This window comes from Pseudomonas sp. UBA6323, from assembly GCF_002439135.1.
Taxonomy (GTDB): domain Bacteria; phylum Pseudomonadota; class Gammaproteobacteria; order Pseudomonadales; family Pseudomonadaceae; genus Aquipseudomonas.
The window spans coordinates 17,785-40,648 of the sequence record NZ_DJSX01000069.1 but is presented as its reverse complement, the minus strand read 5'-3'; the positions used below and the strand labels follow the sequence as shown (position 1 = coordinate 40,648).

Here is a 22,864-nt window from a genome sequence, read left to right as displayed (position 1 = left end):
CCTCTGCCGACCGCGGAGGGACATCGCCAGGCGGCTCAGAGGTGAGTGAAGACGCGCTCGGCCGGCAGACGCGACTTCGGCAGCGCGGCGTTGAAATCGCTGTCGCTGCGATGCCCCAGAGCCACCGCCACCATGCTGCTCAGACCCTGGGCGGTCAACCCCAGCTCTTGGTCCAGCGCCTCGCGGTCGATGCCTTCCATCGGCGTGGCATCGATGCCCTTGGCCGCCGCGCCGAGCAACAGGGTACCGAGCGCCAGGTAGGCCTGCTTCTCCGCCCAGTGCGGAATATCGCCCAGGCCACGGTGCAGCTCGACGTAGCTGCTGCGGGTGTTGTGCTGGGTGGTGCGCGCCGCGTCATCACGGAAACGGCCATCATCGGCCTCCTGCTGCAGGACATCGGCCAGGTAGGCATCGTCGAGGTCGCGGCGGGCGCAGATCAGGATCACATGCGAGGCATTGAGAATCTTCGGCTGGTTGTAGGCGAAGCCACCCTGCGCGCCCTTGGCCAGGCGCGCCTTGCCTTCGGCGGTGCTCGCCACGACGAAATGCCATGGTTGCGAGTTGACCGACGACGGCGCCAGACGCAGCAACTCCAGCAACTCGTCGATAATGGCCTGATCCACCTGGCGGCTGGCATCGTAGGCCTTGGTGGTGTAACGCTGACGCGCGAAGGAAACGGGGCTCATGGACAACCTCCTAAGGAATGGATGGAGCGAAATGGGCGCTAGTTTGAACCATGCGTGCGAGTGAAAAAAGTGGCCATCGGCAGCAGGCGTTTCAATGAAAAATTGAAAATCCCATGCCGCCAACCTTGAATGATTGCCTGCTGAGTCAGCCTGTAAACACTTCGTAAATGAAATGGATTTTCATTAACTTTAATAGTAGAAAGATAGCTTGCTTTCGATCCTGCCTAGACCAGCGCCCGTCGCTGCTCGTCCCGACCCGGAGCCCAGCATGTCTATCCGCTCTCATCTGCAACGCGCTGCGGTGGCGATTGCCGCCTCGCTGTTAGCCGCCCTTCCCTTGCACGCCAGCGAACGCACGCTGGACAGCGCCTACGGCCCGCTGAAACTCAGCGGTACGCCGCAGCGCGTGATCGCTCTCGGCGACAGCGCGCTGGATGCAGCGCTGTCGCTTGGCGTGCAACCGGTCGGCACCCTGGCCAGCCGTGGCGGCGATGACGTGCCGGACTATCTCAAGGCCAAGGCCGGCAAGATCACTCTGGTCGGCAGCGTGCGCGAGCCCAACCTGGAAGCCATCCTGCGCCTGCAGCCGGATCTGGTCCTGGCCTCGAGCGAACTGTCACGCGAGCTCTACGCCAAGCTGAGCCTGATGGCGCCAACCGTGGTGCCCAAGGGCAACAGCTTCCAGGACTGGCGCGAAACCTACGCCATCTACGCCCAGGCGCTGGGCAAGGCTGCGGACGGCCAGCAGCGCATCGCCGAAATCGACGCGCGCAGCGCACAGCTGCGACAGCGCCTGCCCCAGGGGCAAGCGGTCAGCGTGGTGCGCTGGAACCCGCAGGGGCCGGTGATCATGTCCAGCCAACTGTTCGTCGGCCAGTTGCTCGATGACCTCGGCCTGCGCGCCAACGAACTGGCCGCCGCCCAGGCGCAGAAACCGCACAGCGACGTGCTCAGCCTGGAGAACCTGGCGCGCATCAACGCCGACTGGATCTTCCTCGCCACGCTCAACCCGGACGGCCGCAAGGCGCTGGAGGACGCACGCAAGCAGCCGGCCTTCACCCGCCTGAAAGCCGTCACCGATGATCACGTGGTGGCCGTCGATGGCCAGATCTGGAGCAGCAGCTCCGGCTACCTGGCCGCCCAGCAGGTTCTCGATGACGTGGAGAAGGCTCTTCTCGACTGATGCCCGCACGCCTTTCCGTTCCCCAGGCACTGGGCTACGCCGCCCTTTGCCTGGCGCTGCTGTGCCTCGCCAGTCTGCTCCTGGGCGCGGGTGACATCGGCCTTCTGCCCAGCCTGCAGGCCTTGCTCGGCGGCAGCGACGACGATGCCCGCTTCATCGTCTTCGAGCTGCGCTGGGTGCGCACCGAACTGGCCCTGCTGGTCGGTCTCGCCCTGGGTGCGGCCGGCGTGCTGCTCCAGGCGGTAACGCGCAACCCGCTGGCCGAACCCGGGCTACTCGGGGTCAGTGCCGGCGCCTCGTTCGCGGTGGTGCTGGCGATCAACCTAGGCGCCTCGGCCGCCAGCCTGCATCTGGGCGTGGCAATGCTTGGCGCGCTGGTCGGCTGCGTACTGGTGCTGCTGGTCACGCGTATGCGCGGCGTCGGCGACGATCCGGTGCGACTGGTGCTGGCCGGCGCCGCTTTCTCCGGCATGCTCGGCGCGCTGAGCAGCCTGTTGCTGCTGTGGGATCAGCGCACCGCCGATGAGATGCGCTTCTGGGTCATCGGCGCCCTGGCCGGCCGCCCACTGGATACCCTCGACTGGAGCCTGCCAGGGCTGATCGGCGGGTTGTTGATGGCGCTGCTGGTAGTTCGCCCGCTGGCAGCACTGGCACTGGGCGAGCGCGTCGCCAGCGGCCTCGGTCATCACCCGCAGCTGACCCGCCTGGGCACTTTGCTAGCCGTGGCAATCCTGGTCGGTACCGCCACCGCGGCCGCCGGCCCCATCGCCTTCATCGGCCTGATCGTGCCCTACATCGCCCGCCGCCTGGTGGGCTCGGACATCCGCCGCACCCTCGGCCTGAGCATGCTGCTCGGCCCGTGCGTGCTGTTGTTGGCTGATGTCATCTCGCGCCTGCTGGTGCGCCCCTACGAACTGCCGGTGGGCGTGGTGACCGCCTTCGTCGGCGCGCCGATCCTGATCGCCGTGGTGCGCAACCACCGCCTGCCGACCTTGTGACATGAACCCACCTGCCCCACGCCCCTTGCTCGCCCCGGCCGGCCATCATCTGCTGCGTCTTGGCGCCTATAGCCTGCTGCTGCACCGACGCAGCGCGGTCGTAGCGCTGATCCTCAGCCTGCTGCTGATCGTTGTCGGCGGCTTGATGCTGGCCGCCGGCGATGATGCCCTCACGCCATGGAAAGCGCTGCAGGCCGCCTTCGGCCAGGGCGAGGCGCTGCAGGTATTTCTGATTCAGGAGCTGCGCCTGCCCCGCCTGGCCGCCGGCCTGCTCAGTGGAGCCGCCCTGGGCGCAGCCGGCTGCCTGCTGCAGACCCTGGCACGCAACCGCCTGGCCACGCCGGGAGTGATCGGTATCGACGACGGCGCCACTGCCTTCGCCGTCGCCTCGATCGTTGCCGTACCGACCAGCCTGGCGCCGTCTGTCCTGGCGCTGAGCGGCGCCGCCACTGCGGCGGTACTGACCTTTGCTCTGGCCGCCGGCGGCGGCGCGCGCGGTTATCGCTTCATCGTCGTCGGCATCGCCGTTGGCGCACTGTTCGGTGCGCTGACCAACCTGATGCTGGCGCGCAGCGACATGGACGCCGCCAACGCCGCCTACCCCTGGACGGTCGGCAGCCTCAATGCGCGCCCGGCCGATTCGGTGCTACTGCTCGGCATCGGCCTGGCCGCAGGCCTGCCGCTGGCCAAACTGCTGGCAGGCGCGCTGAGCCTGATGCGCTTTTCCGATAGCGTCGCCATCGGCCTCGGCGTCCGTCTGCAACGCATGCGTCTGCTCACTCTGGCGCTGTGCGTGTGGCTCACCGCGCTGGCGGTGGCCGTCGTCGGGCCGGTCGGGCTGATTGCCCTGGCGGCACCGGAAATGGCGCGGCACCTGTGCAACCGCCACGGCGTGCCGGTATTCAACGCGGCATTGTCCGGCGCACTGATGATGATCCTTGCCGACTGGCTCGGCCGCACTCTGCTGGCGCCCATCGAGATCCCGGTCGGCATCATCGCCGCCGCGGTCGGCGGCCCCTACCTGCTGTGGATTCTGCTGCGCCAGGCCCCACGGAGTTCGACATGACCCTGCTTTCCTCCCTGCTCGGCGACACCCACCAGCCAGACGTGCGCCTGGAAGCACACGACCTGAGCATGGGCTACGCCCACACGACGATCATCGATGACCTGAACCTGGTCATCCCCAGCGGTCAGGTCACCGCCATCGTCGGTCCCAACGGCTGCGGCAAGTCCACCCTGCTCGCCGGCCTTGCGCGCCTGCACAAACCCAGCGCCGGTCAGGTGCTGCTTGACGGCAAGGCCATTGGCAACCTTCCCTCGCGCGAGGTGGCGCGCAGACTTGCCCTGCTGCCCCAGGATGCCAGCGCACCGGATGGGCTGACCGTCAGCGAACTGATCCGCTTCGGCCGCCAGCCTCACCAGGGCCTGCTACGTCAGTGGAGCGAGGAGGACCAGGCCATCGTCGAGGCGGCCCTGGTCGCCGCCGACCTGGTGGAACTGGCTGATCGGCCGCTGGAATCGATGTCCGGCGGCCAGCGCCAGCGCGCCTGGATCGCCATGGCCATCGCTCAGGCCACGCCTCTGCTGTTGCTCGACGAACCCACCTCGGCGCTGGACCTGGGCCACCAGATCGAAGTGTTCGAGCTGATCCGCCAGTTGGCGGCGATCGGCGAGACCATCGTCATGGTGGTGCATGACCTGTCCAGCGCCTGCCGCTACGCCGATCATCTGATCGCCATGCATCAGGGAAAGATCGTTGCCAGCGGCCGCCCCGATGAGATCGTCACGTCGGAGCTGGTCGAGCGCCTGTATGGCGTGAGCTGCACGCTGCTGCGCGACCCGCTGAGCGGCACGCCGGTAATCGCCGGGGTGAGCAAAATCTGACGCGCTTTGGCCAGAGCGCTTCGCTTGATGCCCGGCAATGGCCATATCTTAAAAACGTGTAAGAAATTGACTATTCCCGGTTTTCATAGATTTCTTACAGAGGATATTTTTTTCTTTGTAGGTCTTAAAGTTAGCAAATAGAACGGAGCACACGACTGGATCGTCATTAAAATGACACTTTGAAGGCTGCGAAACGGCTGAACAACTATGGTCCAAGTAACTCCATCTTCAAGGAAGTCACCCGATGAAGTCTGTTACGGGAACCGCCGCGCTGGCCTTTACCCTAATGTCAGCACCCGCCTTTTCAGCCGGCCAATTGCAAGGCCAACTGAACGTTCAGATCACCATCGGCAGCGGTTGTACCGTAACCAACGGCTCAAGCGACGGCTCGGCCAACACCTTCGGTTCCATATCGTTCGGCGATTACAACGACCTCACCAACCTGATCGACGGCCGCTCCTTCGGCAGCGCTGGTGGCAGCTCATTCGGCCTGCAATGCAGCGATGGTACTGACTACAGCATTGCCCTGAGCTCGGGGCAAAACGCCACTGGCTCTCAGCGCCGCATGGTCAACGCGGGTTCCTTCGTCAGTTATAACCTGTATCAGGACGCCGGCCGCACCCAACTCTGGGGCGACGGCGGTGCCACCGGCACGGCGCTCTCGGGCACAGGCAACGGCACCGATCAGGAGGTGATCGTCTTCGGTCGGGTGCCACCACAGCCCACGCCAGCTCCAGGCACCTACAGCGACACCGTGCAGGTCACCATCACCTGGTAACTCCCTTCGCTCCGCTCAAGAGGATCTAAGGCTTACCAGGGAAGACACGTCATGCAGCGCCTGCTCGCCCTTCTTCTAGTGCTGGCTCCGCCCCTTCTGCACGCGGTCGACAAGACCGCTACCATCGGCCTGAACGTCGAGGTACTACCCGCCTGCCAGGCAGGAAGCAGCAGTGGCTCGGGGCTCAGCTTCGGCACACTGGATTTTGGCACCCATGTCAGACTCGATAACCTGATCACTCGCGTAGGCCAGCCTGGAGCCGGTGCCCTGCGTGTCAACTGCCAGCAGAACATTCCCTACCGTGTGCTGATCAATGCCGGACACAGCGGCACTACCAACAATCGGCAGATGACCGGACCGGGTTCGGCCGTGCTCACCTACAACCTCTACACCAGCGCCGACTACACCACCATCTGGGACGACAGCACAGGCGTCAGCGCGGTAGGCAACGGCCAGGACCAGTGGCTGCCGGTTTACGCGCGCGTGCCGGCGCAGAGCGCTCCACCGCCCGGCAGCTACAGTGACACCCTGACCATCACGGTGAGTTGGTGATGCCGTGCCGAGTCCGATCACTTGGCATCTCCGGCCTGCTCTGCCTGACTACCTGGGTCATGCCCACCCTACCCGCCCACGGCGACACGGGCGTCAACGACCAGATCGTCAGCCAGAGCTTCCAGCTACGAGCCGAAATCGTACCGGGCTGCCTGCTGGGGACCGGCGGCAGCGACGCCACCACCTTCGGCAACATATCGTTCGGCCAGATCAGCACCCTACCCGCCAATCTGGATACCGCCAGCACACCGGGCAACGGCTCCATCGTGCTGCAGTCTCCCCCGGTACAGCCGTCATCCTGTCGCTCAACGCCGGCCTCAACGCCAGCAGCGTCGGGGGCGGGCGATACCTGGCACGCGGTGCCGAACGCCTGCGCTACCAGCTGTACCAGGACGCCGCGCGCAGCGTCATCTGGGGCAACGGCAGCAACGGCGGTACGCGCATGAGCATCAACTTTCCCGCCGGCGGCGCCACCCAGACCTTCACGGTCTACGCACGCCTGTTCAGCGTCAGCCCGATGCCGTCGGCCGGCATCTACACCGACACCATCACCGTGACAGTGAGTTATTGACCCATGAGGACATCGACCCTCTTCGCCTGCTGCCTGGCTCTCCCCCTGAGCCTGGCGAGCCTGGCCTTGCAGGCCGCCAGCTCCATCCTGATATGGCCAATCAATCCTCTGATCGAGGCCGATCGTCAGAAATCAGCCGCGCTCTGGTTGGAAAACCGTGGCCAGGAGCCGGTGGACTTGCAGGTTCGGGTGCTGGCCTGGGAACAGGAGGGTTTCGAAGATCGTCTGACAGCGCAAAAGCAGGTCGTCGGCAGCCCACCCATGGCCACACTGCAACCGGGCAAGCGGCAACTGGTGCGACTGGTCAACCTGGAGCCTCCGAGCGCCGGGACTCTACGCACCTATCGAGTGCTGGTAGACGAAATGCTGCCACCGCAATCGCGCCCGTCACAGATGGGCGTGCAATTCCAGATGCGCTACTCGGTGCCGCTTTTCGTGGTGGGCCCTGGGGCCTACCTGGATGACGGTGCGCGAGAGACGCCCGGCCAGGGCCAGCCACTGGCCCCCGATTTACGCTACCGAGTCGTCGCTGACAGCGACGGTGCCTTCCTCTACCTGCGCAATATCGGCCCCGCCCCGGCCCGCCTGTCCCAGGTCGACTTGCTGCGCGACAGCGGCCGCCAGCCACTGGCCGAAGGTTTGCTCGGCTACGTGCTGCCTGACGCACAGATGCGCTGGCCGTTGCCAGCAGGTGTACGGGGTGGTCGTGTGCAGGCGCGAATCAACGAAAGCCGGCAAGCGCAGACGCTGGACTCTGAATAAGTCGCTGGCGTTGTGGCTACTGGCCGCCGTGCTGTCGGGCCAGCCGGCTCATGGCAATGATCAGGAGCAGTTCGCCCAAGCTCAACCGCTCTACCTGGAGTTGATCATCAATGAACTGTCCAGTGGCAAGGTGGTGGAAGTGAGAGAGTACCAAGGCCGGCTCTTTGCCCAGCGCGACGACCTGCTTGCCGCTGGCGTGCGCCTGCCGGAGCAGACCAACCCCTGGGTCGCCCTGGACAGCATCGACGCCCTCGAAAGCGAATACCAGCAGGACAATCAGCGCCTGCTGCTCACCCTGCCCAGCGAATGGTTGCCCCATCAGCGTTTCGGCCCCACCAGCCTGAACGAGCCCATGCAGGCGCAAAGTGCCTTCGGCGCGCTGTTCAATTACGACCTCTACTACAACCACACCGAGAACGCCGGCCACTACGCCAATACCTGGCTTGAACAGCGGGTATTCGACGGCTTCGGCACGATCTCCAATACCGGGGTCTATCGTCACAGCTTTTCCGAGCCGGGCTACCGCGACGGCTACACCCGCTACGACACCACCTGGCGGTTCAACGACCAGCAGCGCATGCTCAGCTTCAGCGGTGGCGACCTGATCAGCGGGGCGCTGACCTGGAACAGCGCGGTGCGCATGGGCGGGCTGCAGGTGTCTCGCAACTTCTCGTTGCGCCCGGACCTGATCACCTATCCCCTGCCGCGCTTCGACGGCGACGCCGCGGTGCCCAGCACCGTGGACCTTTTCATCGACGACGCGCGCATTGGCCAGCAGGACCTGCGCCCCGGCCCCTTCACCCTGAATACGGTGCCCTATATCAGCGGTTCGGGCACTGCGACGCTAGTGACCACCGATGTGCTGGGACGCCAGGTGTCGACCACGGTCCCGTTCTACGTGACCGATACCCTGCTGCGCCAGGGGCTCTCGGACTTTTCCCTGTCGCTGGGCAAATTGCGCCAGAACTATGGTGAGGAAGACTTCGCCTACGGCAGCTTGGTGGGCAGCGGCAGCGCGCGCTACGGGCTCACCGACAGCCTGACCCTGGAAGGCCACGCCGAAGGTGGCGCGGGCCTGAAGCAGGCCGGAGTCGGTACGACGCTGGGACTCGGCCTCATGGGGACCGTGACCGGCTCGGTGAGCCAGAGCAGTGGTATCGGCAATGTCCAGCAATACAGCCTGGGCTACAGCTACTATGCGCGCCGCTTCGGCATCACCGCGCAGCGTATCCAGCGCACCTCGGACTACGCCGACCTGAGCGTCGCCCAGGCGTTGGACAGCGACCTGTCCGGCGGCCCGCTGAGCAAGATCCTCGACCAGTTGACTTTCAGCTTCAGTCCCGAAGATCTCGGCTCGTTCGGCGTGGGCTACTTCGCCAGCGAGGAGCACAGCGGGCGGCGCACGCGCCTGCTCAATCTGTCCTGGTCGCGCAGCCTGTGGGGCAATGCCAGCTTTTATCTGTCGTTCAATCGCCAGCTGGACGACGGCTCGCACGCCGTCCAGGCGCAACTGGTCATCCCGTTCGACCTCCGTTCGACCTTCACCACCGGCGTCGAACGCGACAGCAATGGCAACCAGCGCGTGCGCGCCAACTACAGCCGCAACGCCCCCAGCGACGGAGGCCTGGGTTGGAACCTGGGCTATGCCGGCGGCGAGAGCGAATATCGCCAGGCTGACCTGACCTGGCGCACCCAGCACGCCCAGGTGCAGGCCGGTGCCTACCAGAACGATGGAATCACCACCCACTGGGGCGGTGTCAGCGGCTCGCTGGTGGCCATGCAAGGACAGATGTTCGCCAGCAACCGCATCGACGACGCCTTCGTCCTGGTCAGTACCGAGGGTTACTCGGAGGTGCCGGTACGCTACGAGCATCAACTGCTCGGCCGCACCGATTCGGCTGGCTACCTGCTGGTGCCCTGGGTGCCGTCCTACTACCCCGGCCAATACGAAGTCGACCTGCTGGAGCTGCCGAGCAACCTGCAACTTGCCGAGACGCAGAAACGCATCGCCGTGCACCAGGGCAGCGGCGCTCTGCTCGCCTTCCCCATGGAGATGAGCCTGTCGGCCAGCATCCAGCTGGTCGACAGCCTGGGGCAACCGCTGCCACGCGGCACCCAGGTATTGCATAAACCCAGCGGCCAACGCACCTACATCGGCTGGGATGGCCAGTTGTACTTCGAAGGACTGTCCAGGGAGAACCAGCTCGAGGTGAGCCTGGCCGATGGTAGCCGCTGCAGCAGCCGCTTCTCGCTGGACGACAGCGCTGTGGAGATGGCGGTGATCGGCCCCCTCGCCTGCCTGCAACGGGAGGACCAGCCATGATCCGCTGGGTGGCCTTCGCCCTGTTGCTGTGCAGCGCCCTGGCCAGTACCACCACGCATGCCTGCAACACCTACGGGGCCTCGGTCAACCTGGGCACCACCAACTCCCTGAGCCTGCGCACCAACCCACAATTCGCCGCGGCCGGGGCAGGCCTGTCCTGCCCTGGGGTACTTCAGTTGCTGACTGCCGCTTATGTCAGGGTCACTCTGCAAAATGCCGGCAGCCTGGTCCTGCGGGACGGTCAGGGCAACCAGGTTCCCTTTCAGGTTTATCAGGACTCCGGTTACAACCAGGCTCTGGTTGCAGGTCAGCCACAGCAGCTTGGCGCAATCAACCTTCTGGCCCTTGGCGGCAGCTCCAGCGCCATCGGCCTGTACTTCCGCACCAACCCAGGCCCGAACGTGCCGGCGGGCACCTACACTGCGACCGTTACTCTGCGTTGGGATTGGGCGATTTGCACCATCGGACTCATCAATCTCTGCAACTGGAGCCGCAGCCCCGGAGTGACGCAGAGTTGCCCGCTGCTGATCTGTGGCGCTCCCACCAATTGGGGCACCGGCTCGCTCGCGACCCTGACCATCACACTGGTGGTCAGCAAGGCCTGCCGCATCGACACGTTGCCCAACGTGGACTTCGGCGCCCAGGCGCTGATCAGCCAGTTCAGCACACAGCAGCGCACCTTCGCCGTCACCTGCACCGCCACCGAGGGCTACACGCTGACCTTCGACAACGGCCAGAACTATCAGGCGCCTTGGCGACGATTGCGCAGCGGCAGCAATTACATCCGCTACAACCTCTACCACAACGCCAGCAGCCTGATCTGGAACCCCGCCTCGCCACTTACGGCCAGCGGCACGGGCAATTCGCAGACTTTCACCTACCAGGCGATTCTCGACCCTGGACAGCCCAATGCCCCGGTGGGGGTGTACACGGACAACGTTCTGCTGATCATCAACTATTGAGGCGTCACCAGTAGACCACCAGCGTCGAGCCTTCCTGCTCGATGGACTTCACGGGCAGCGAGGCCGTCTGACCGTCCTGGCTCAACGCCAGGGCACGTCCCTGGTCATCGCGCACCTGATAGGCCGAGTGCTCGCAGCTATGGCCGCTCAGATACACGCTCGCCGCATCGCTTCGAGCAACGATCTCGCAGCGTTTGAGAATGGTCAGGCTGATATGCAACTGCCCGCTGATCTGTTCAGCGAGTGAGGGATTGGCAGCCGCGCACAGCACGCCCGCCAGGCAGTAGGCAAGAATTCGAGTAAACGGCATGACAAGGGGTCTACGGTGAAGATGGCCTGCTGAGGTTGAAGGTCAATATCCATCCGTAGACGCGGTCACCGGTTCGACTGGGGACCGCAGGTGGCAAGAATACGGTGATATCACATTGAAATCACCTCTGTTCCGACGAACGCGATTCACCCCAGAGTTTGCGCGACGAAACGCCTGGCCGGCGCCACGATCTGCTCCTGCGCGGTCACCAGCGGCAGGTCGCGGGCGCCATCTTCGGTATGCCCGACCAGGGCGTAGAGCGTGGCCGTCGCCAATTCCAGTGCTTGCGGTAGCGCCTGGCCAGCCAGCAGCCGACCGAGCAGCGTAGCCGAGAACACATCGCCCATGCCGTTGGGCAAGGGGTGCAGTGCCAGGCGCGGCGTGGTCACCAGCCAGGCGCCCTCACCGTTCACCGCCAGCGTACCGAGTTCGCTGTCAGCGATGTCCGGCGTCGCCAGGCTGGTCACGATCACCACGTCCGGCCCGCGACCCCGCAACTGCCTGGCGATCTTTACCGCCTCCTGCAGATTGGCCGGTTTCGAGCCGGTGAGCAGTTCGAACTCGAACTGGTTGGGCGTGATGATGTTGGCGAAGGGAATCGCCTGGTCACGCAGGAAGTCGGGAATCGCCGGATTGACGAACAGGCCGCGCCCGACGTCGCCCATCACCGGGTCGCACAGGTAACGCACTGCCGGGTTGTGCTGGCGAATCTCGCCCACCGCCTCGAGAATCACCCGCCCTGTATCGGCATCGCCCAGGTAACCGGAAAGCACGGCCGACAGCCGCGGCAGCACGCCACGCTCACGCAATCCGAGCAACACTTCGCGCACGTGCTCCGCGCCGAACACCTGGCCGCGGAACTGGCCATAGCCGGTGTGGTTGGAGAACTGCACGGTGTGAATCGGTAGCACCTCGAAGCCGAGGCGCTGCAAGGGAAATACCGCGGCGGCGTTGCCGACGTGGCCCCAGGCGACATGCGACTGAATGGACAGGACGAGGGGCGGAAGCGTGGCGCTCATGGCGGTCTCTGGCTGCTGGACGGGTAAGGCATGGATTATTCGCCAAGCCGTACGAACCTGTCACGCCCGCGCCAGAGTGCTCGCCGGGAACGTCTGAGCGATTTGCGCGGCCAGCCTCGCAGGTATCAGCCGAACGAAGCCGCGATCAGCTTGCCTGAATGATGGTGAACCGTTGCCGCCATTCTTGCGCTTCAACGACTCGATGGCGCGCGGCGAAACACTCCTGCCCATTTGCCAGAGGTCCTCGCCATGACCCTTTCGGTCGTTCAACGTATCGCCGCCATCATCCTCGTACTTCTGGCCGCTCCCTTCGCTGCAACGGCTGCCGACAAGCCCAGGATTCTGGGTTGGGTGGAAGAAGGCCTGCTGCTGCCCGAACGGGTATCGGTGAAGATGAAGCTGGATACCGGCGCCCTCACCTCGTCCATGGACGCCAGGGACCTCGAACGTTTCGAGCGCGATGGCGAGAAGTGGGTGCGTTTCAAGGTCCAGCTCAAGGACAGCGACACCGGCAAGTCGGTGAATATTCCCTTCGAACGTCAGGTCGAGCGCAATATCAAGGTGCGCGGGGCCGGCGGCGCCGAGCGACGCCCCGTGGTGTCGATGCAGATGTGCATTGGCGATCAGGTCTACGACGAGCAGTTCTCGCTCAACGACCGCGACAAGATGATCTACCCCGTGCTGATCGGGCGCCGCACCCTGGAGCATCTGGGCGCGGTGGATGCGTCGCAGACCTTTACCCTAGAACCACGGTGCGCCAAGCGGCCGACGAAGAACTGAACGCGCGGCCTGCCGACACGCCAGGCGCACCGGAGCCCGGGGCTGAGACGTAAAAGCCCGGCCTGGCCGACCGTCACGCCTCGGCCGTCTACGCCCGCTCGACCCGATTGCGCCCCGCCGTTTTGCCCCGGTACAGCGCCGCATCAGCGCGCTGCAAGGCCTGGTCGAACGCTTGCGCAGCGTTGAAACGATCCGATACGCCGATGGTTGCCGTGCAGCGGATCACGTGCCCCTGGCTGGCACCCGGCACCTCGCTCTGCTCGATCGCGGCGCGCATGCGCTCCGCCAGTTGCACGACGCCAGTCTCATCCGTCTCCAGCGCGATGACCACGAACTCCTCTCCGCCCAGGCGACAGATCAGATCGCCCTGGCGGGCGCTGCAGGTAAGCACGTCGGCGATATGACACAGAACCAGGTCGCCGACCTTGTGGCCGTGGCTGTCATTGATCTGCTTGAAGTGATCGATATCGATGATCAGCAGGTACGCCGGGCCGGTCATGCGTAGGCGAAATTGCGCGTCCAGGGCGTCCAGCAGCCCACGCCGGTTGAGCAAGCAGGTCAGCGGGTCGTGAGCCGCCAGGCGGCGCAGTTCATCGGTCAGCCGGCGCAGCACCAGCCACACCGCACAGGGTGGCAACACGGTCGCCAGGAACGACATGTAGATATAGAAAACCTTCTGGAAGCCGCTGTTCATGTCCAGCGCCGCCATTCCGCCATTGACGATCATCGCGAACTTAACGGCATTGAGCACGCCGACCCCACCGATCAGCACCGCGAACACCACCATCTCGACACGCAGGTCCCTGGCAAAGCTTCGTCTTCCGTAGAGAACGGCTGCCGTCATGGCCAGAAAGAGCAACGCGCAGAGGCCGGCCAGCAGCGCATGGCGTGCTGCGGAACCGAGCAGCCACTGCACCAGAACCTGTACCAGGCTATAGACGACCAGCAGTATGATCAGCGGCCGCAACACCGGCGTCGGGCGATCGAAAAAGCGCATCGCACCCAGAACGTAGGCGACAGGAGCGCCAAGCGTCAGCGTATGGTTGACCAGGCTCATCGGCCCCCAGTCCGGTGGGCCGTCGAGCAACTGCAGGATATAGGCGAGCCCGAGCAGAAGGTTGCCCAGCGCAAAGACTTCCATGCCCATTGTCTTGCCGTTCAGCCGCCTGCTGATCAGCAGGAACATCACGGAAAAGCACAGCAGGTGCACGCAAAGCATGCCGAGGATGACGGTAGTGACCATGGATTCGCGCAAAGTGAGAGGTAGCAACAGGCCGATGGATCGGCGCCCATATCGCGCCCTCACTTCCCTCAGCATTCCAGAATGTATTCTGGCTTGGCTATTCAAGCCTGTGAAACGTGGCGCATAGCGTCAGCCAAGGCAATCTGCCTTCCAGTCGTTCGCGAAGTACCCGACGGTGGATCAGGTTTGTCCTGCCCGCCAGTCGGCATCGTCAGCCCACAGTGCAGTTTGTCGGGCCAGGGCCACATGACGACAAATTCGGCCCATTATCGCTGCTTGCCCGGTTCGCTGCGGTTCTGCTTTCGGTTTCGGCTGCGCGAGTGTCAGGGCTTCACTCACAGCTCAATCGAGTACAAGGAGGTTCCATGTCGAGCAAGGCTCTTCAGATTTTGCCACTGCTTACCGGCCTGATTCTCGCCGGTTGCGTCGGTAGCCCCATGGAGCGGGCCATCCCCAACATCCCCGGTCTGATGGCGAAGAACTCCTGGCCCGGCAAGCCAGCCTCGGAGGCCATCGCCCAGTATGGTGACCCGCACGTCATCAAGGACCTCGGCGACGGCCGCCAGCAATACCTGTGGTTCGATAACTGGAATCGGAGCTGGGAAGAACTTTCGGCCAGTTACGTCACCCCCGGCCCAGGCGGCTGGTACCGCTACAACGAATATTCGACGCGCACCCGCCATTACAGCTGCTCGGTGATGATGGACATCGACCAGAACAAGATCGTCCAGCGCTTCGACTATCACGACAATATTCGCGGTGCCTGCAGCAACTATTTCAGCCTGTGAGCGCGGCCTGGCGCTCATAAAAGAACGCCGAGCCGGTCAGGCCAGCTCGGCGTCAACGCAAACCCGTTGGCACAGGTTCATTACGACGTTCCACGGTGGGCAGCAGCGACACAGCAAGAGCCACCAGGTGGATCGATTCAGAAGGCTGGCAACACCGCACCTTCGTAACGTTTCTCGATGAACGCCTTCACCTGCGGACCGGTCAGGGCAGCAGACAGCTTCTTGATCGCCTCGCTGTTCTGATTATCCGGGCGGGCCACCAGGTAATTGACGTAAGGCGAGTCGCTGCCTTCGATCGCCAGCGCATCGCGCTTGGGATTGAGCTTGGCTTCCAGCGCGTAGTTGGTGTTGATCAGGGCCAGGTCGACCTGATTCAGCACGCGCGGCACGGTGGCTGCCTCCAGCTCGCGGAACTTGAAGTTGCGCGGGTTATCGACGATGTCACGCGGCAACGATTGCGCGCTATTGGGATCCTTGAGGCTCAGCAAACCGGCTTTCTGCAACAGCAGCAGAGCACGGCCAGTGGTGCTGACGTCGTTGGGAATGGCGATGGTGGCACCATTCGGCAGTTCATCGAGCGACTTGTACTTGGTCGAGTACGCGCCGAAGGGTTCGACGTGTACGCCCTGCACGATCACCAGCTCGGTACCGCGCTGGGCGTTGAAGCTGTCCAGGTACGGTTTGGTCTGGAAGTAGTTGGCATCCAGGTTCTTCTGGCTGACCTGCAGGTTGGGTTGTACGTAGTCGGTAAAGACCTTGATCTCCAGATCCACGCCCTGCTTGGCCAGCTCGGGCTTGATCAGTTCGAGGATTTCAGCGTGCGGTACCGGCGTGGCGGCTACGCTCAGTTTCTCGCCGGCGTGGGCCAGGGAGGCAGTCAGAGCAGCGGTCAGGGCAGTCAACAACAGGGTCTTTTTCATGATGTCCTTGTTCTCGGTTCATGGCGCCGGCTGGATCGACAGGCCGGCGCGCTTGGCAGATGCCCAACGGATATGGCGGGCTGAGCGCGACAGTATGAAGAAATATTTATTCCACAAAATACTTATTAGTTATTTTCTTATATCCGAAATCAAAATCTGTTTTTGCTTGTGAGCCATCCTCTCTGCGACCGAGAGTAGATGGCCTTCTCTCTCAGGAGGCTCCATGCTTACCGCCGCCCTCGCCCACTTCCCTCGCCTGCCGCTGATTCCCCAAGCCACCGTTCTGCAACATCTGCCGCGATTGTCCCAGCATCTGGGCAGGGAGGTCTGGATCAAGCGCGACGACCTCACGCCGCTGGCGCTGGGTGGCAACAAGGCGCGCAAGCTGGAATACCTCGCCGCCGATGCGCAGGCCAAGGGCGCCGACGTGCTGGTCACCGCCGGCGCTATCCAGTCCAACCATGTGCGCCAGACTGCGGCCGTAGCCGCGCAACTGGGCCTCGGCTGCCTGGCGCTGCTGGAAAATCCCATCGACAGCCACAGCACCGACTATCTGCAGAACGGCAACCGCCTGCTGCTGGATCTGTTCGGCGCCGAAGTGGAAAACGTCGCCAACCTGGATGATGCCGACCAGTTACTGGAGGCCGCCTGCCAACGGCTGCGCGCTGCCGGACGACGACCGTACCCAGTGCCCATAGGAGGTTCCAATGCCCTGGGCGCGCTCGGCTATGTGCGCGGTGGGCTTGAGCTGGCCGAACAGATCGCCGCCAGCGGCCAGGATTTCGCCGCCGTGGTGCTGGCCTCCGGCAGCGCCGGCACCCACGCCGGGCTGGCCCTGGCGCTGGAGGCGGCACGCCCGGGCACGCGCGTGATCGGCGTCACCGTTTCGCGCAGCGAGGCGGCACAAAAGCCCAAGGTCGAAGGTCTACTGCAGCGCACGGCTGAACTGCTGGGTGTAGACGTGCCACACGGATTGAACCTGGAGCTGTGGGACGCCTATTTCGCGCCACGCTACGGCGAAGCCAATGCTGGTGCTCTGCAGGCCATCCGCCTGCTGGCCAGCCTGGAAGCGATACTGCTCGACCCGGTCTACACTGGCAAAGCCTTCGCCGGATTGCTCGACGGGCTCGAACGAGGCGCCTTCCCCGGCAACGGGCCGCTGCTGTTTCTGCATACGGGTGGCTCACCTGCCCTGTTCGCCTACAAGAAAAACGAATAAATGAGTAACTTTTAATTATTTAGCGGCATAAAAATTTCCGCCTAGAGTGGCGCAATCTTCTTCCTGCACGAGGTCACCATGAACGTCTCAACTCTGCGTCGCCATTTCCTTTTCGGCAGCCTGGCCCTGGTGCTCGGTGCCAGCCTCAGCGCGCCGAGCTTCGCTGCGGACCTGCTCGATGACATAAAGGCCCGTGGCGCCATCAAGGTCGGCCTGGAGGGCACTTACCCGCCCTTCAACTACCAGGACGCCAACGGCAAGCTGACCGGCTTCGAGGTGGAACTGGCCGAAGCGCTGGCCAAGGAAATGGGGGTCAAGGCCGAGTTCCAGCCGACCAAGTGGGACGGCATCCTCGCCGCGCTGGAATCCAAGCGCCTGGACGTGGTGATCAACCAGGTGACCATCTCCGACGAGCGCAAGCAGAAATACGATTTCTCCACCCCCTACACTGTCTCCGGCATCCAGGCGCTGACCCGCAAGGCCGATGGCGACAGCATCAAGAGCGCGCAGGACCTGGCCGGCAAGAAAGTCGGCGTGGGCCTGGGCACCAACTACGAGCAGTGGTTGAAGGAAAACGTGCCGCAGGCCGACATCCGCACCTACGACGACGATCCGACCAAGTTCCAGGACCTCAATGTCGGCCGCATCGACGTAATCCTGGTGGATCGCCTGGCCGCCTTCGAGATGGTCGAGAAAACCGGTGGTCGCCTGGCCGTGGCCGGCGATGCCTTCTCTCGCCTGGAAGCCGGCATCGCCCTGCGCAAGGGCAACCCCGAACTGCTCGCCGCCATCGACGAGGCCCTGGCCAAGCTGAGCGCCGACGGCACCCTCAAGCAACTGTCCGAGAAATGGTTCAAGGCTGACGTCACCCGATGATCGAATCCGCCCTGCAGCTGGCTCTGGAGTCCGCGCCCTTTCTGCTCAAGGGCGCCTATTTCACGGTCATACTCAGCCTGGGCGGCATGTTCTTCGGCCTGCTGCTGGGCTTCGCCCTCGCTATCGGACGCCTGTACGGACCAGCGCCGCTGCGCTGGCTTACACGGTTGTACGTGTCCTTCTTCCGCGGCACACCACTGCTGGTGCAGCTGTTTCTGATCTACTACGGCCTGCCGCAACTGGGTATCCAGCTCGACCCGCTACCGGCCGCACTGATCGGCTTCTCGCTGAACATGGCCGCCTACACCTCGGAGATTCTCCGCGCCGCGATCGCCTCCATCGATCGTGGCCAGTGGGAAGCTGCCGCCAGCATCGGCATGAGCAAGGCGCAGACGCTGTACCGGGCCATCCTGCCGCAGGCGGCGCGCACCGCCCTGCCGCCGTTGGGCAACAGCTTCATTTCGCTAGTCAAGGACACCGCCCTGGCCGCCACCATCCAGGTGCCGGAACTGTTCCGTCAGGCGCAGTTGATCACCGCGCGCACCTTCGAGATCTTCACCATGTACCTGGCAGCCGCGCTGATCTACTGGGCGCTGGCCAGCATCCTTGCGCACTTCCAGGCGCGCCTGGAGGCCAGGGTCAACCGGCACGAGCAGGACGACTGATGATATCCGTGCGCAATTTGCGAAAAGCCTTCGGCACCAATGAGGTACTCCAGGGCATCGACCTGGACGTCGCCGCCGGCGAAGTCGTCGCCATCATCGGTCCCAGTGGCTCGGGCAAGACCACCCTGCTGCGCTGCCTCAACCTGCTGGAAGAGCCCAGCAGCGGGCAGATCACCGTGGGCGATATCCATATCGATGCGGATAAGCCGCTCAAGGGTCAGCAGAAACTGATCCGCCAACTGCGCCAGCAGGCCGGCTTCGTGTTCCAGAACTTCAACCTCTTCCCCCATCGCACGGCGCTGGAAAACGTCATCGAAGGCCCGGTGCAGGTGAAGAAGGAGCCGCGTGACGAGGCACTCGCTCATGCCCGCGCGCTGTTCGCCAAGGTGGGCCTCAGCGGCAAGGAGGACGCCTACCCCAAGCGTCTCTCCGGCGGCCAGCAGCAGCGCGTGGCCATCGCCCGCGCTCTGGCCATGCGCCCTCAGGTGATTCTCTTCGACGAACCCACCTCGGCTCTCGACCCTGAGCTGGTAGGCGAAGTGCTGACCACCATCCGTGATCTGGCCGAGGAAAAGCGCACCATGGTCATCGTCACCCACGAAATGGCCTTCGCCCGTGATGTGGCGGATCGGGCGATCTTCATCGACCAGGGGCACATCGTCGAACAGGGCCCGGCCAAGGTCCTGCTCACCGCACCGCAGCACGAACGCACGCGACAGTTTCTCAGCAAGTTTTTGCTCGGCCAGGCGCTGTAGCCCATCGCGGGCATGCAAGTGGCTTCAGCGCCGAGCGCCTGTCGCAGTTACCACTGCGGGGATGCAGGACGTAGAGCGAAGCAGGATGCCCAAGCCGAAAGCCCTCCACCGGATAATGCTTACGGCCGCTAGGCGCATCGGGTGAGGCAGATGCAGAGCAGGTCGCTCTACGCCAGCAGTCCAGGCCTTGGAGGCGACAGACGCGATCTCACTCGAGCAACTGCACCAGACCGTCATCGAAACGCGACACCGCGACCAGCAAAGCCTGGATCGAGGCGACGACGATGTTCGCGTGGCTGCCGGCACCGAAGCGCGAGCCGGCCACGCCCGGCCAGGCCACCTCGACCAGTGCCAGAGCATTGGCGGAGGCACCGCCGCCCATGCTGCGCTCCTCGTAGCTGTCGACGCGGATGGGCAGACCGAGTGCAGAGACGGCGGCGTCGATAGGACCGTTACCGATGCCCTGCAACTGCCGTCGGCGACCGTTGGGCAGCTCGATCTCCAGCATCACACCCTGGCCGGCATCGTCCTCGAACAGCTGGTGACCGAGATAGACCAGTTCGCCTCCTGGGCGCGCGGGCGCCAGGTAGTGACGCTGGAACAGTGCCCAGAGCTCGGTGCTCGCCAGTTCGGTTTCGCTGCTGTCGGCCATTTTCTGCACGATGGCGCTGAACTCGACCTGCATCCGCCGCGGCATCGACACGCCGTGGTCGCGCTGCAGCAGGTAGGCGATGCCGCCTTTGCCCGACTGGCTGTTGACCCGCACGATACTGTCGTAGGTGCGCCCCAGGTCTTGCGGGTCGATTGGCAGGTAAGGCACCTCCCAGAACCCCTCCGGGTCCTGCGCCGCGAACCCTTTGGCGATGGCATCCTGATGCGAGCCGGAAAAGGCGGTGAACACCAGATCGCCGACGTAGGGATGGCGCGGGTGTATCGGCAGCCCGGTGCACATCTCGGCTACCCGAGCCACGCCAGCAATATCGGAAAAATCGAGGCGCGGATCGACGCCGTGGGTATAGAGATTCAGTGCGAGAGTGACCAAGTCGAGGTTGCCGCTGCGCTCACCATTGCCGAACAGGCAGCCCTCCACCCGCTGGGCGCCGGCCAGCAGCGCCTGCTCGGCACAGGCCACACCGGTGCCGCGGTCGTTGTGCGGATGAACCGAGAGCACCACATGCTCACGGCGCTCCAGGCGCTCGTGCATCCATTCGATCTGGTCGACGAACAAGTTCGGCGTCGCCACTTCCACCGTAGTCGGCAGGTTGATGATGATCGGCCGGCCGGGGCCGGCATCCCAGGTGCGAATGGCGGCGTTGCACATGCGCAGCGACACCTCCAGCTCGGCCATGCAGAAGGTCTCCGGGGAGTACTGCAGCACCCACTCCGTCTGCGGGTGCGCCGCCACCTTTTCCTTGAGCAATTGCACGTGGCGCACCACCAGCTGCTCCACTTCGTCCACCGACAGGCCGAACACCACCCGCCGCCACACCGGTGCGATGGCGTTGTACAGGTGCACGATCACCCGCCGTGCGCCGGCCACGGCTCGTACGGTCTCCTCGATCAGGTCCTTGCGCAGCTGGGTCATGACCATCGGCGTGACGTCACCGGGAATACCACCGTCATCGATGAGTTGGCGGATGATCTCGAAGTCGGTGCGCGAGGCGGCCGGGAAACCGACCTCGATTTCCTTGAAACCGAGGCGCACCAGCTCGCCGAACAGGCGCAACTTGCGCTCTCGGTTCATTGGCTCGAACAGCGCCTGGTTACCATCACGCAGGTCGGTGGACAGCCACACCGGGGCCTGGGTGATCTGACGCGAAGGCCAGCGGCGATTGGGCAGGTCTATGGAGGGAAAAGCACGGTACTTGGTTTGCGGATTGCGCAGCATGGGGCGAACCTCGAACGGGAGAGCGGACAATGCCGATCTCCCCTGCCCGCTCTGGCGGGCTGTTCAAGGCCGGGATCTGGGGGAGATCGCAAGTCGGCGCCACACATGCGGCGACAGACCCCGGCCGAAGCTCAGGACGAGTAGCGTTAGCAAGGGCAGCAGAAGGTTCATGGCGCCGTTCCGGTCAGACAGGGGCCCAGCATAGGCAGGCAGAAAACCGACCACGCACGACAAATGGTCCGTCGTTGTCGCCAAATGGTCACTACCGCAGCTAAGCTGGCCAACCCGCACATCTGGATACGCCCATGGTCGACCACAGCCACCTGCCCTATGAATCTCTGGCAATGCCGGTCACCGGCGTCTCGGTCGACTACCCCAGCGGTCATCAGGTGCCCGCCCACAGCCACCCGCGCGCGCAATTGATCTACGCCATTTCCGGAGTGCTGGTGGTGGAGACGCCGGCCGGCCGCTGGGTCATACCGCCCACCCGTGGCGTGTGGGTGCAGGCAGGCGTCGAGCACGCGTTGCGCATACGCGGCGCTGCACGCATGCGCAGTTTGTTCGTCAACCCCGACGCCATCGAGGGGTTGCCCACAGACAACTGCGTGATCGATGTATCGCCACTGCTGCGCGAACTCATCCTGGCGGCCACCCAGGTGCCGGCGCAGTACAGTGCGGATAGCCGAGACGGCCGCCTGATGCGTTTTCTCCTGGACGAACTGCGCAGCCTGCCGGTGCTGCCCTTCCACCTGCCCTGGCCGAATGACGAACGCATCTCCCGGGTCTGCCAGGCCCTGGCGCAAAACCCGGCGCAGACCGACGGCGCCGAACATTGGGCAGATAGCCTGGCCATGAGTCCGAAAACCTTTCACCGACGTTTTCTCGGCAGCACCGGCATCACCTTCGGCCGCTGGCGCCAACAGGCGCGCCTGCTGCTCTCGCTGGAAGCCCTGGCCGAAGGCCAGCCAGTGCTGCAAGTCGCCCTGCAGCATGGCTACGAGAGCCAGAGCGCCTTCGCCGCAGCGTTCCGACGGCAGTTCGGCATTGCGCCTTCAAGCTTTTATAAATGAGCTGGGCGGGTTGCCCCTGGTTGATAGCGATAAGCGTCAGAGGCTGCTTTCGGCCAAAAGCGGCCCTTCTCTGCAGCTACGAGCTGGCGAAAAAGAGAACGATCTCACAGCCATCGGGAGAGCATCTTGAGGCTTAAAAGTCTCTAGGAAAGCCGGGGCAATTCAGAGCCTAGTACAGACTCGAGCGCTCTTTATCCCGCATTGAGCAACCGCTGCAGTACAACCTCGCTCCTCAATCACCAGCGCCTCGCGAACTTTCTCCCGCAGAAATCTCAGCCCGGCGGGAGGCTGCACGTCGTCAGGCGGAAATAGATCGTAGACATGCGGCAGAGCACGCGAAAGCTGCAACAGAACAATGGAGGAAGGAAGGGGCCTGGTCCAAGTACTTCACACCAACATCGCGTTGCCAAATTCCCGAATCCCAGCGCATGGCGGAGGTCTGCCAGGCCAATGAGGCCAAGCTTCGCGCCAGATTTGAAGCTGAGTGGGCTACTGGTCAGCGCACATGAGCTGTGCTCGCTTTCGAGAAATGGCTTGTGATTTCACTGCCGGTGCAAATTTCGTTTGCCCTGCTATTGTGAAATCCGAGGCCTGAATAGGTGGAGGGGGCAGGGCCCCCTCCGGTAGCGTAC

23 protein-coding genes are annotated in these 22,864 nt (G+C 64.0%); 17 read left to right on the top strand and 6 right to left on the bottom strand.

Features of this window, described 5'->3' with window-relative positions; translation table 11 throughout:
• Positions 1 to 35: 35 nt before the first annotated feature.
• Positions 36 to 686: an oxygen-insensitive NAD(P)H nitroreductase gene (gene nfsB / locus B3P22_RS17025; protein ID WP_197859122.1), complete on the bottom strand. Its 651-nt coding sequence runs from the start codon at positions 684 to 686 to the stop codon at positions 36 to 38.
• A gap of 268 nt (positions 687 to 954) precedes the next feature.
• Between nfsB and B3P22_RS17020 the strand changes: the two genes are divergently transcribed.
• From B3P22_RS17020 to B3P22_RS16975, 10 genes are all read left to right on the top strand, one after another.
• Positions 955 to 1,869: an ABC transporter substrate-binding protein gene (locus tag B3P22_RS17020; protein ID WP_296271807.1), complete on the top strand. Its 915-nt coding sequence runs from the start codon at positions 955 to 957 to the stop codon at positions 1,867 to 1,869.
• Positions 1,869 to 2,867, top strand: coding sequence for a FecCD family ABC transporter permease (locus B3P22_RS17015; RefSeq protein ID WP_296271806.1), 999 nt, complete (start codon positions 1,869 to 1,871; stop codon positions 2,865 to 2,867). Before B3P22_RS17020 ends, B3P22_RS17015 begins: the two co-directional genes overlap by 1 nt.
• Before the next feature lies 1 nt (position 2,868).
• Entirely contained in the window at positions 2,869 to 3,933 is a 1,065-nt protein-coding gene (locus B3P22_RS17010; RefSeq protein ID WP_296271805.1) for a FecCD family ABC transporter permease, read from the top strand.
• Positions 3,930 to 4,751 carry an ABC transporter ATP-binding protein gene (locus B3P22_RS17005; protein WP_296271804.1) on the top strand — a complete coding sequence of 274 codons (822 nt, stop codon included), beginning with the start codon at positions 3,930 to 3,932 and terminating at the stop codon, positions 4,749 to 4,751. The genes B3P22_RS17010 and B3P22_RS17005 overlap by 4 nt, the downstream gene beginning before the upstream one ends.
• Positions 4,752 to 4,995: 244 nt before the next feature.
• The gene (locus tag B3P22_RS17000) at positions 4,996 to 5,529 is read left to right on the top strand and encodes a Csu type fimbrial protein (RefSeq protein WP_296271803.1); all 534 of its coding nucleotides are present in this window, start codon (positions 4,996 to 4,998) and stop codon (positions 5,527 to 5,529) included.
• Between the two features lie 51 nt (positions 5,530 to 5,580).
• On the top strand, positions 5,581 to 6,081 hold the full coding sequence (locus B3P22_RS16995; protein WP_296271802.1) for a Csu type fimbrial protein: 501 nt from the start codon (positions 5,581 to 5,583) through the stop codon (positions 6,079 to 6,081).
• A 4-nt stretch (positions 6,082 to 6,085) separates the two neighbouring features.
• On the top strand, positions 6,086 to 6,652 hold the full coding sequence (locus B3P22_RS16990; protein WP_296271801.1) for a Csu type fimbrial protein: 567 nt from the start codon (positions 6,086 to 6,088) through the stop codon (positions 6,650 to 6,652).
• A gap of 3 nt (positions 6,653 to 6,655) precedes the next feature.
• Positions 6,656 to 7,414 (top strand): fimbrial biogenesis chaperone, encoded by a 759-nt coding sequence (locus tag B3P22_RS16985; RefSeq protein WP_197859115.1) that lies wholly within the window; start codon positions 6,656 to 6,658, stop codon positions 7,412 to 7,414.
• Between the two features lie 10 nt (positions 7,415 to 7,424).
• Positions 7,425 to 9,737, top strand: coding sequence for a fimbria/pilus outer membrane usher protein (locus tag B3P22_RS16980; protein ID WP_296271800.1), 2,313 nt, complete (start codon positions 7,425 to 7,427; stop codon positions 9,735 to 9,737).
• Positions 9,734 to 10,699 (top strand): Csu type fimbrial protein, encoded by a 966-nt coding sequence (locus B3P22_RS16975; protein ID WP_296271799.1) that lies wholly within the window; start codon positions 9,734 to 9,736, stop codon positions 10,697 to 10,699. Before B3P22_RS16980 ends, B3P22_RS16975 begins: the two co-directional genes overlap by 4 nt.
• A gap of 4 nt (positions 10,700 to 10,703) precedes the next feature.
• On the opposite strand, the gene B3P22_RS16970 is transcribed toward B3P22_RS16975, so the two are convergent.
• Entirely contained in the window at positions 10,704 to 11,009 is a 306-nt protein-coding gene (locus tag B3P22_RS16970) for a hypothetical protein (RefSeq protein WP_296271798.1), read from the bottom strand.
• A 146-nt stretch (positions 11,010 to 11,155) separates the two neighbouring features.
• Positions 11,156 to 12,028 (bottom strand): pyridoxal kinase PdxY, encoded by an 873-nt coding sequence (pdxY, locus tag B3P22_RS16965; RefSeq protein WP_296271797.1) that lies wholly within the window; start codon positions 12,026 to 12,028, stop codon positions 11,156 to 11,158.
• A 249-nt stretch (positions 12,029 to 12,277) separates the two neighbouring features.
• On the opposite strand from pdxY, the gene B3P22_RS16960 reads away from it, so the two are divergent.
• Positions 12,278 to 12,808, top strand: coding sequence for an ATP-dependent zinc protease (locus B3P22_RS16960; protein ID WP_296271796.1), 531 nt, complete (start codon positions 12,278 to 12,280; stop codon positions 12,806 to 12,808).
• A gap of 88 nt (positions 12,809 to 12,896) precedes the next feature.
• On the opposite strand, the gene B3P22_RS16955 is transcribed toward B3P22_RS16960, so the two are convergent.
• On the bottom strand, positions 12,897 to 14,051 hold the full coding sequence (locus tag B3P22_RS16955; RefSeq protein ID WP_296271795.1) for a GGDEF domain-containing protein: 1,155 nt from the start codon (positions 14,049 to 14,051) through the stop codon (positions 12,897 to 12,899).
• A gap of 365 nt (positions 14,052 to 14,416) precedes the next feature.
• Here B3P22_RS16955 and B3P22_RS16950 point away from each other — a divergent pair, with 365 nt between their 5' ends.
• A complete protein-coding gene (locus tag B3P22_RS16950; RefSeq protein WP_275545270.1) occupies positions 14,417 to 14,839 on the top strand; it encodes a hypothetical protein in 423 nt (140 codons plus the stop codon).
• Between the two features lie 137 nt (positions 14,840 to 14,976).
• On the opposite strand, the gene B3P22_RS16945 is transcribed toward B3P22_RS16950, so the two are convergent.
• Positions 14,977 to 15,759, bottom strand: a complete 783-nt coding sequence (locus B3P22_RS16945; RefSeq protein WP_296271794.1) for a MetQ/NlpA family ABC transporter substrate-binding protein — start codon at positions 15,757 to 15,759, stop codon at positions 14,977 to 14,979.
• A 223-nt stretch (positions 15,760 to 15,982) separates the two neighbouring features.
• Between B3P22_RS16945 and B3P22_RS16940 the strand changes: the two genes are divergently transcribed.
• The 4 genes from B3P22_RS16940 (at position 15,983) to tcyN (ending at position 19,274) form a co-directional block, all read left to right on the top strand.
• Positions 15,983 to 16,978, top strand: a complete 996-nt coding sequence (locus B3P22_RS16940; RefSeq protein WP_296271793.1) for a D-cysteine desulfhydrase — start codon at positions 15,983 to 15,985, stop codon at positions 16,976 to 16,978.
• 78 nt (positions 16,979 to 17,056) lie between these two features.
• On the top strand, positions 17,057 to 17,854 hold the full coding sequence (gene tcyJ, locus B3P22_RS16935; protein ID WP_197859106.1) for a cystine ABC transporter substrate-binding protein: 798 nt from the start codon (positions 17,057 to 17,059) through the stop codon (positions 17,852 to 17,854).
• Positions 17,851 to 18,519, top strand: a complete 669-nt coding sequence (gene tcyL, locus B3P22_RS16930; protein ID WP_275545273.1) for a cystine ABC transporter permease — start codon at positions 17,851 to 17,853, stop codon at positions 18,517 to 18,519. The genes tcyJ and tcyL overlap by 4 nt, the downstream gene beginning before the upstream one ends.
• Positions 18,519 to 19,274, top strand: a complete 756-nt coding sequence (gene tcyN, locus B3P22_RS16925; RefSeq protein WP_296271792.1) for an L-cystine ABC transporter ATP-binding protein TcyN — start codon at positions 18,519 to 18,521, stop codon at positions 19,272 to 19,274. The genes tcyL and tcyN overlap by 1 nt, the downstream gene beginning before the upstream one ends.
• Before the next feature lie 208 nt (positions 19,275 to 19,482).
• On the opposite strand, the gene B3P22_RS16920 is transcribed toward tcyN, so the two are convergent.
• The gene (locus tag B3P22_RS16920) at positions 19,483 to 21,162 is read right to left on the bottom strand and encodes a 2-isopropylmalate synthase (RefSeq protein ID WP_296271831.1); all 1,680 of its coding nucleotides are present in this window, start codon (positions 21,160 to 21,162) and stop codon (positions 19,483 to 19,485) included.
• A gap of 305 nt (positions 21,163 to 21,467) precedes the next feature.
• Between B3P22_RS16920 and B3P22_RS16915 the strand changes: the two genes are divergently transcribed.
• Positions 21,468 to 22,232, top strand: a complete 765-nt coding sequence (locus B3P22_RS16915; RefSeq protein ID WP_296271791.1) for an AraC family transcriptional regulator — start codon at positions 21,468 to 21,470, stop codon at positions 22,230 to 22,232.
• Positions 22,233 to 22,864: the final 632 nt, after the last annotated feature.

Coding starts and splice junctions, on each gene's coding strand:
- tcyJ (WP_197859106.1), top strand. CDS start 17,057: ATGAACGTCTCAACTCTGCGTCGCCATTTCCTTTTCGGCAGCCTGGCC.
- B3P22_RS16970 (WP_296271798.1), bottom strand. CDS start 11,009: ATGCCGTTTACTCGAATTCTTGCCTACTGCCTGGCGGGCGTGCTGTGC.
- B3P22_RS16975 (WP_296271799.1), top strand. CDS start 9,734: ATGATCCGCTGGGTGGCCTTCGCCCTGTTGCTGTGCAGCGCCCTGGCC.
- B3P22_RS17010 (WP_296271805.1), top strand. CDS start 2,869: ATGAACCCACCTGCCCCACGCCCCTTGCTCGCCCCGGCCGGCCATCAT.
- nfsB (WP_197859122.1), bottom strand. CDS start 686: ATGAGCCCCGTTTCCTTCGCGCGTCAGCGTTACACCACCAAGGCCTAC.
- B3P22_RS17005 (WP_296271804.1), top strand. CDS start 3,930: ATGACCCTGCTTTCCTCCCTGCTCGGCGACACCCACCAGCCAGACGTG.
- B3P22_RS16995 (WP_296271802.1), top strand. CDS start 5,581: ATGCAGCGCCTGCTCGCCCTTCTTCTAGTGCTGGCTCCGCCCCTTCTG.
- B3P22_RS16920 (WP_296271831.1), bottom strand. CDS start 21,162: ATGCTGCGCAATCCGCAAACCAAGTACCGTGCTTTTCCCTCCATAGAC.
- B3P22_RS16950 (WP_275545270.1), top strand. CDS start 14,417: ATGTCGAGCAAGGCTCTTCAGATTTTGCCACTGCTTACCGGCCTGATT.
- pdxY (WP_296271797.1), bottom strand. CDS start 12,028: ATGAGCGCCACGCTTCCGCCCCTCGTCCTGTCCATTCAGTCGCATGTC.
- B3P22_RS16945 (WP_296271794.1), bottom strand. CDS start 15,759: ATGAAAAAGACCCTGTTGTTGACTGCCCTGACCGCTGCTCTGACTGCC.
- B3P22_RS16985 (WP_197859115.1), top strand. CDS start 6,656: ATGAGGACATCGACCCTCTTCGCCTGCTGCCTGGCTCTCCCCCTGAGC.
- B3P22_RS16915 (WP_296271791.1), top strand. CDS start 21,468: ATGGTCGACCACAGCCACCTGCCCTATGAATCTCTGGCAATGCCGGTC.
- B3P22_RS16955 (WP_296271795.1), bottom strand. CDS start 14,051: ATGGTCACTACCGTCATCCTCGGCATGCTTTGCGTGCACCTGCTGTGC.
- tcyN (WP_296271792.1), top strand. CDS start 18,519: ATGATATCCGTGCGCAATTTGCGAAAAGCCTTCGGCACCAATGAGGTA.
- B3P22_RS17000 (WP_296271803.1), top strand. CDS start 4,996: ATGAAGTCTGTTACGGGAACCGCCGCGCTGGCCTTTACCCTAATGTCA.
- B3P22_RS17015 (WP_296271806.1), top strand. CDS start 1,869: ATGCCCGCACGCCTTTCCGTTCCCCAGGCACTGGGCTACGCCGCCCTT.
- B3P22_RS16940 (WP_296271793.1), top strand. CDS start 15,983: ATGCTTACCGCCGCCCTCGCCCACTTCCCTCGCCTGCCGCTGATTCCC.
- B3P22_RS17020 (WP_296271807.1), top strand. CDS start 955: ATGTCTATCCGCTCTCATCTGCAACGCGCTGCGGTGGCGATTGCCGCC.
- B3P22_RS16960 (WP_296271796.1), top strand. CDS start 12,278: ATGACCCTTTCGGTCGTTCAACGTATCGCCGCCATCATCCTCGTACTT.
- tcyL (WP_275545273.1), top strand. CDS start 17,851: ATGATCGAATCCGCCCTGCAGCTGGCTCTGGAGTCCGCGCCCTTTCTG.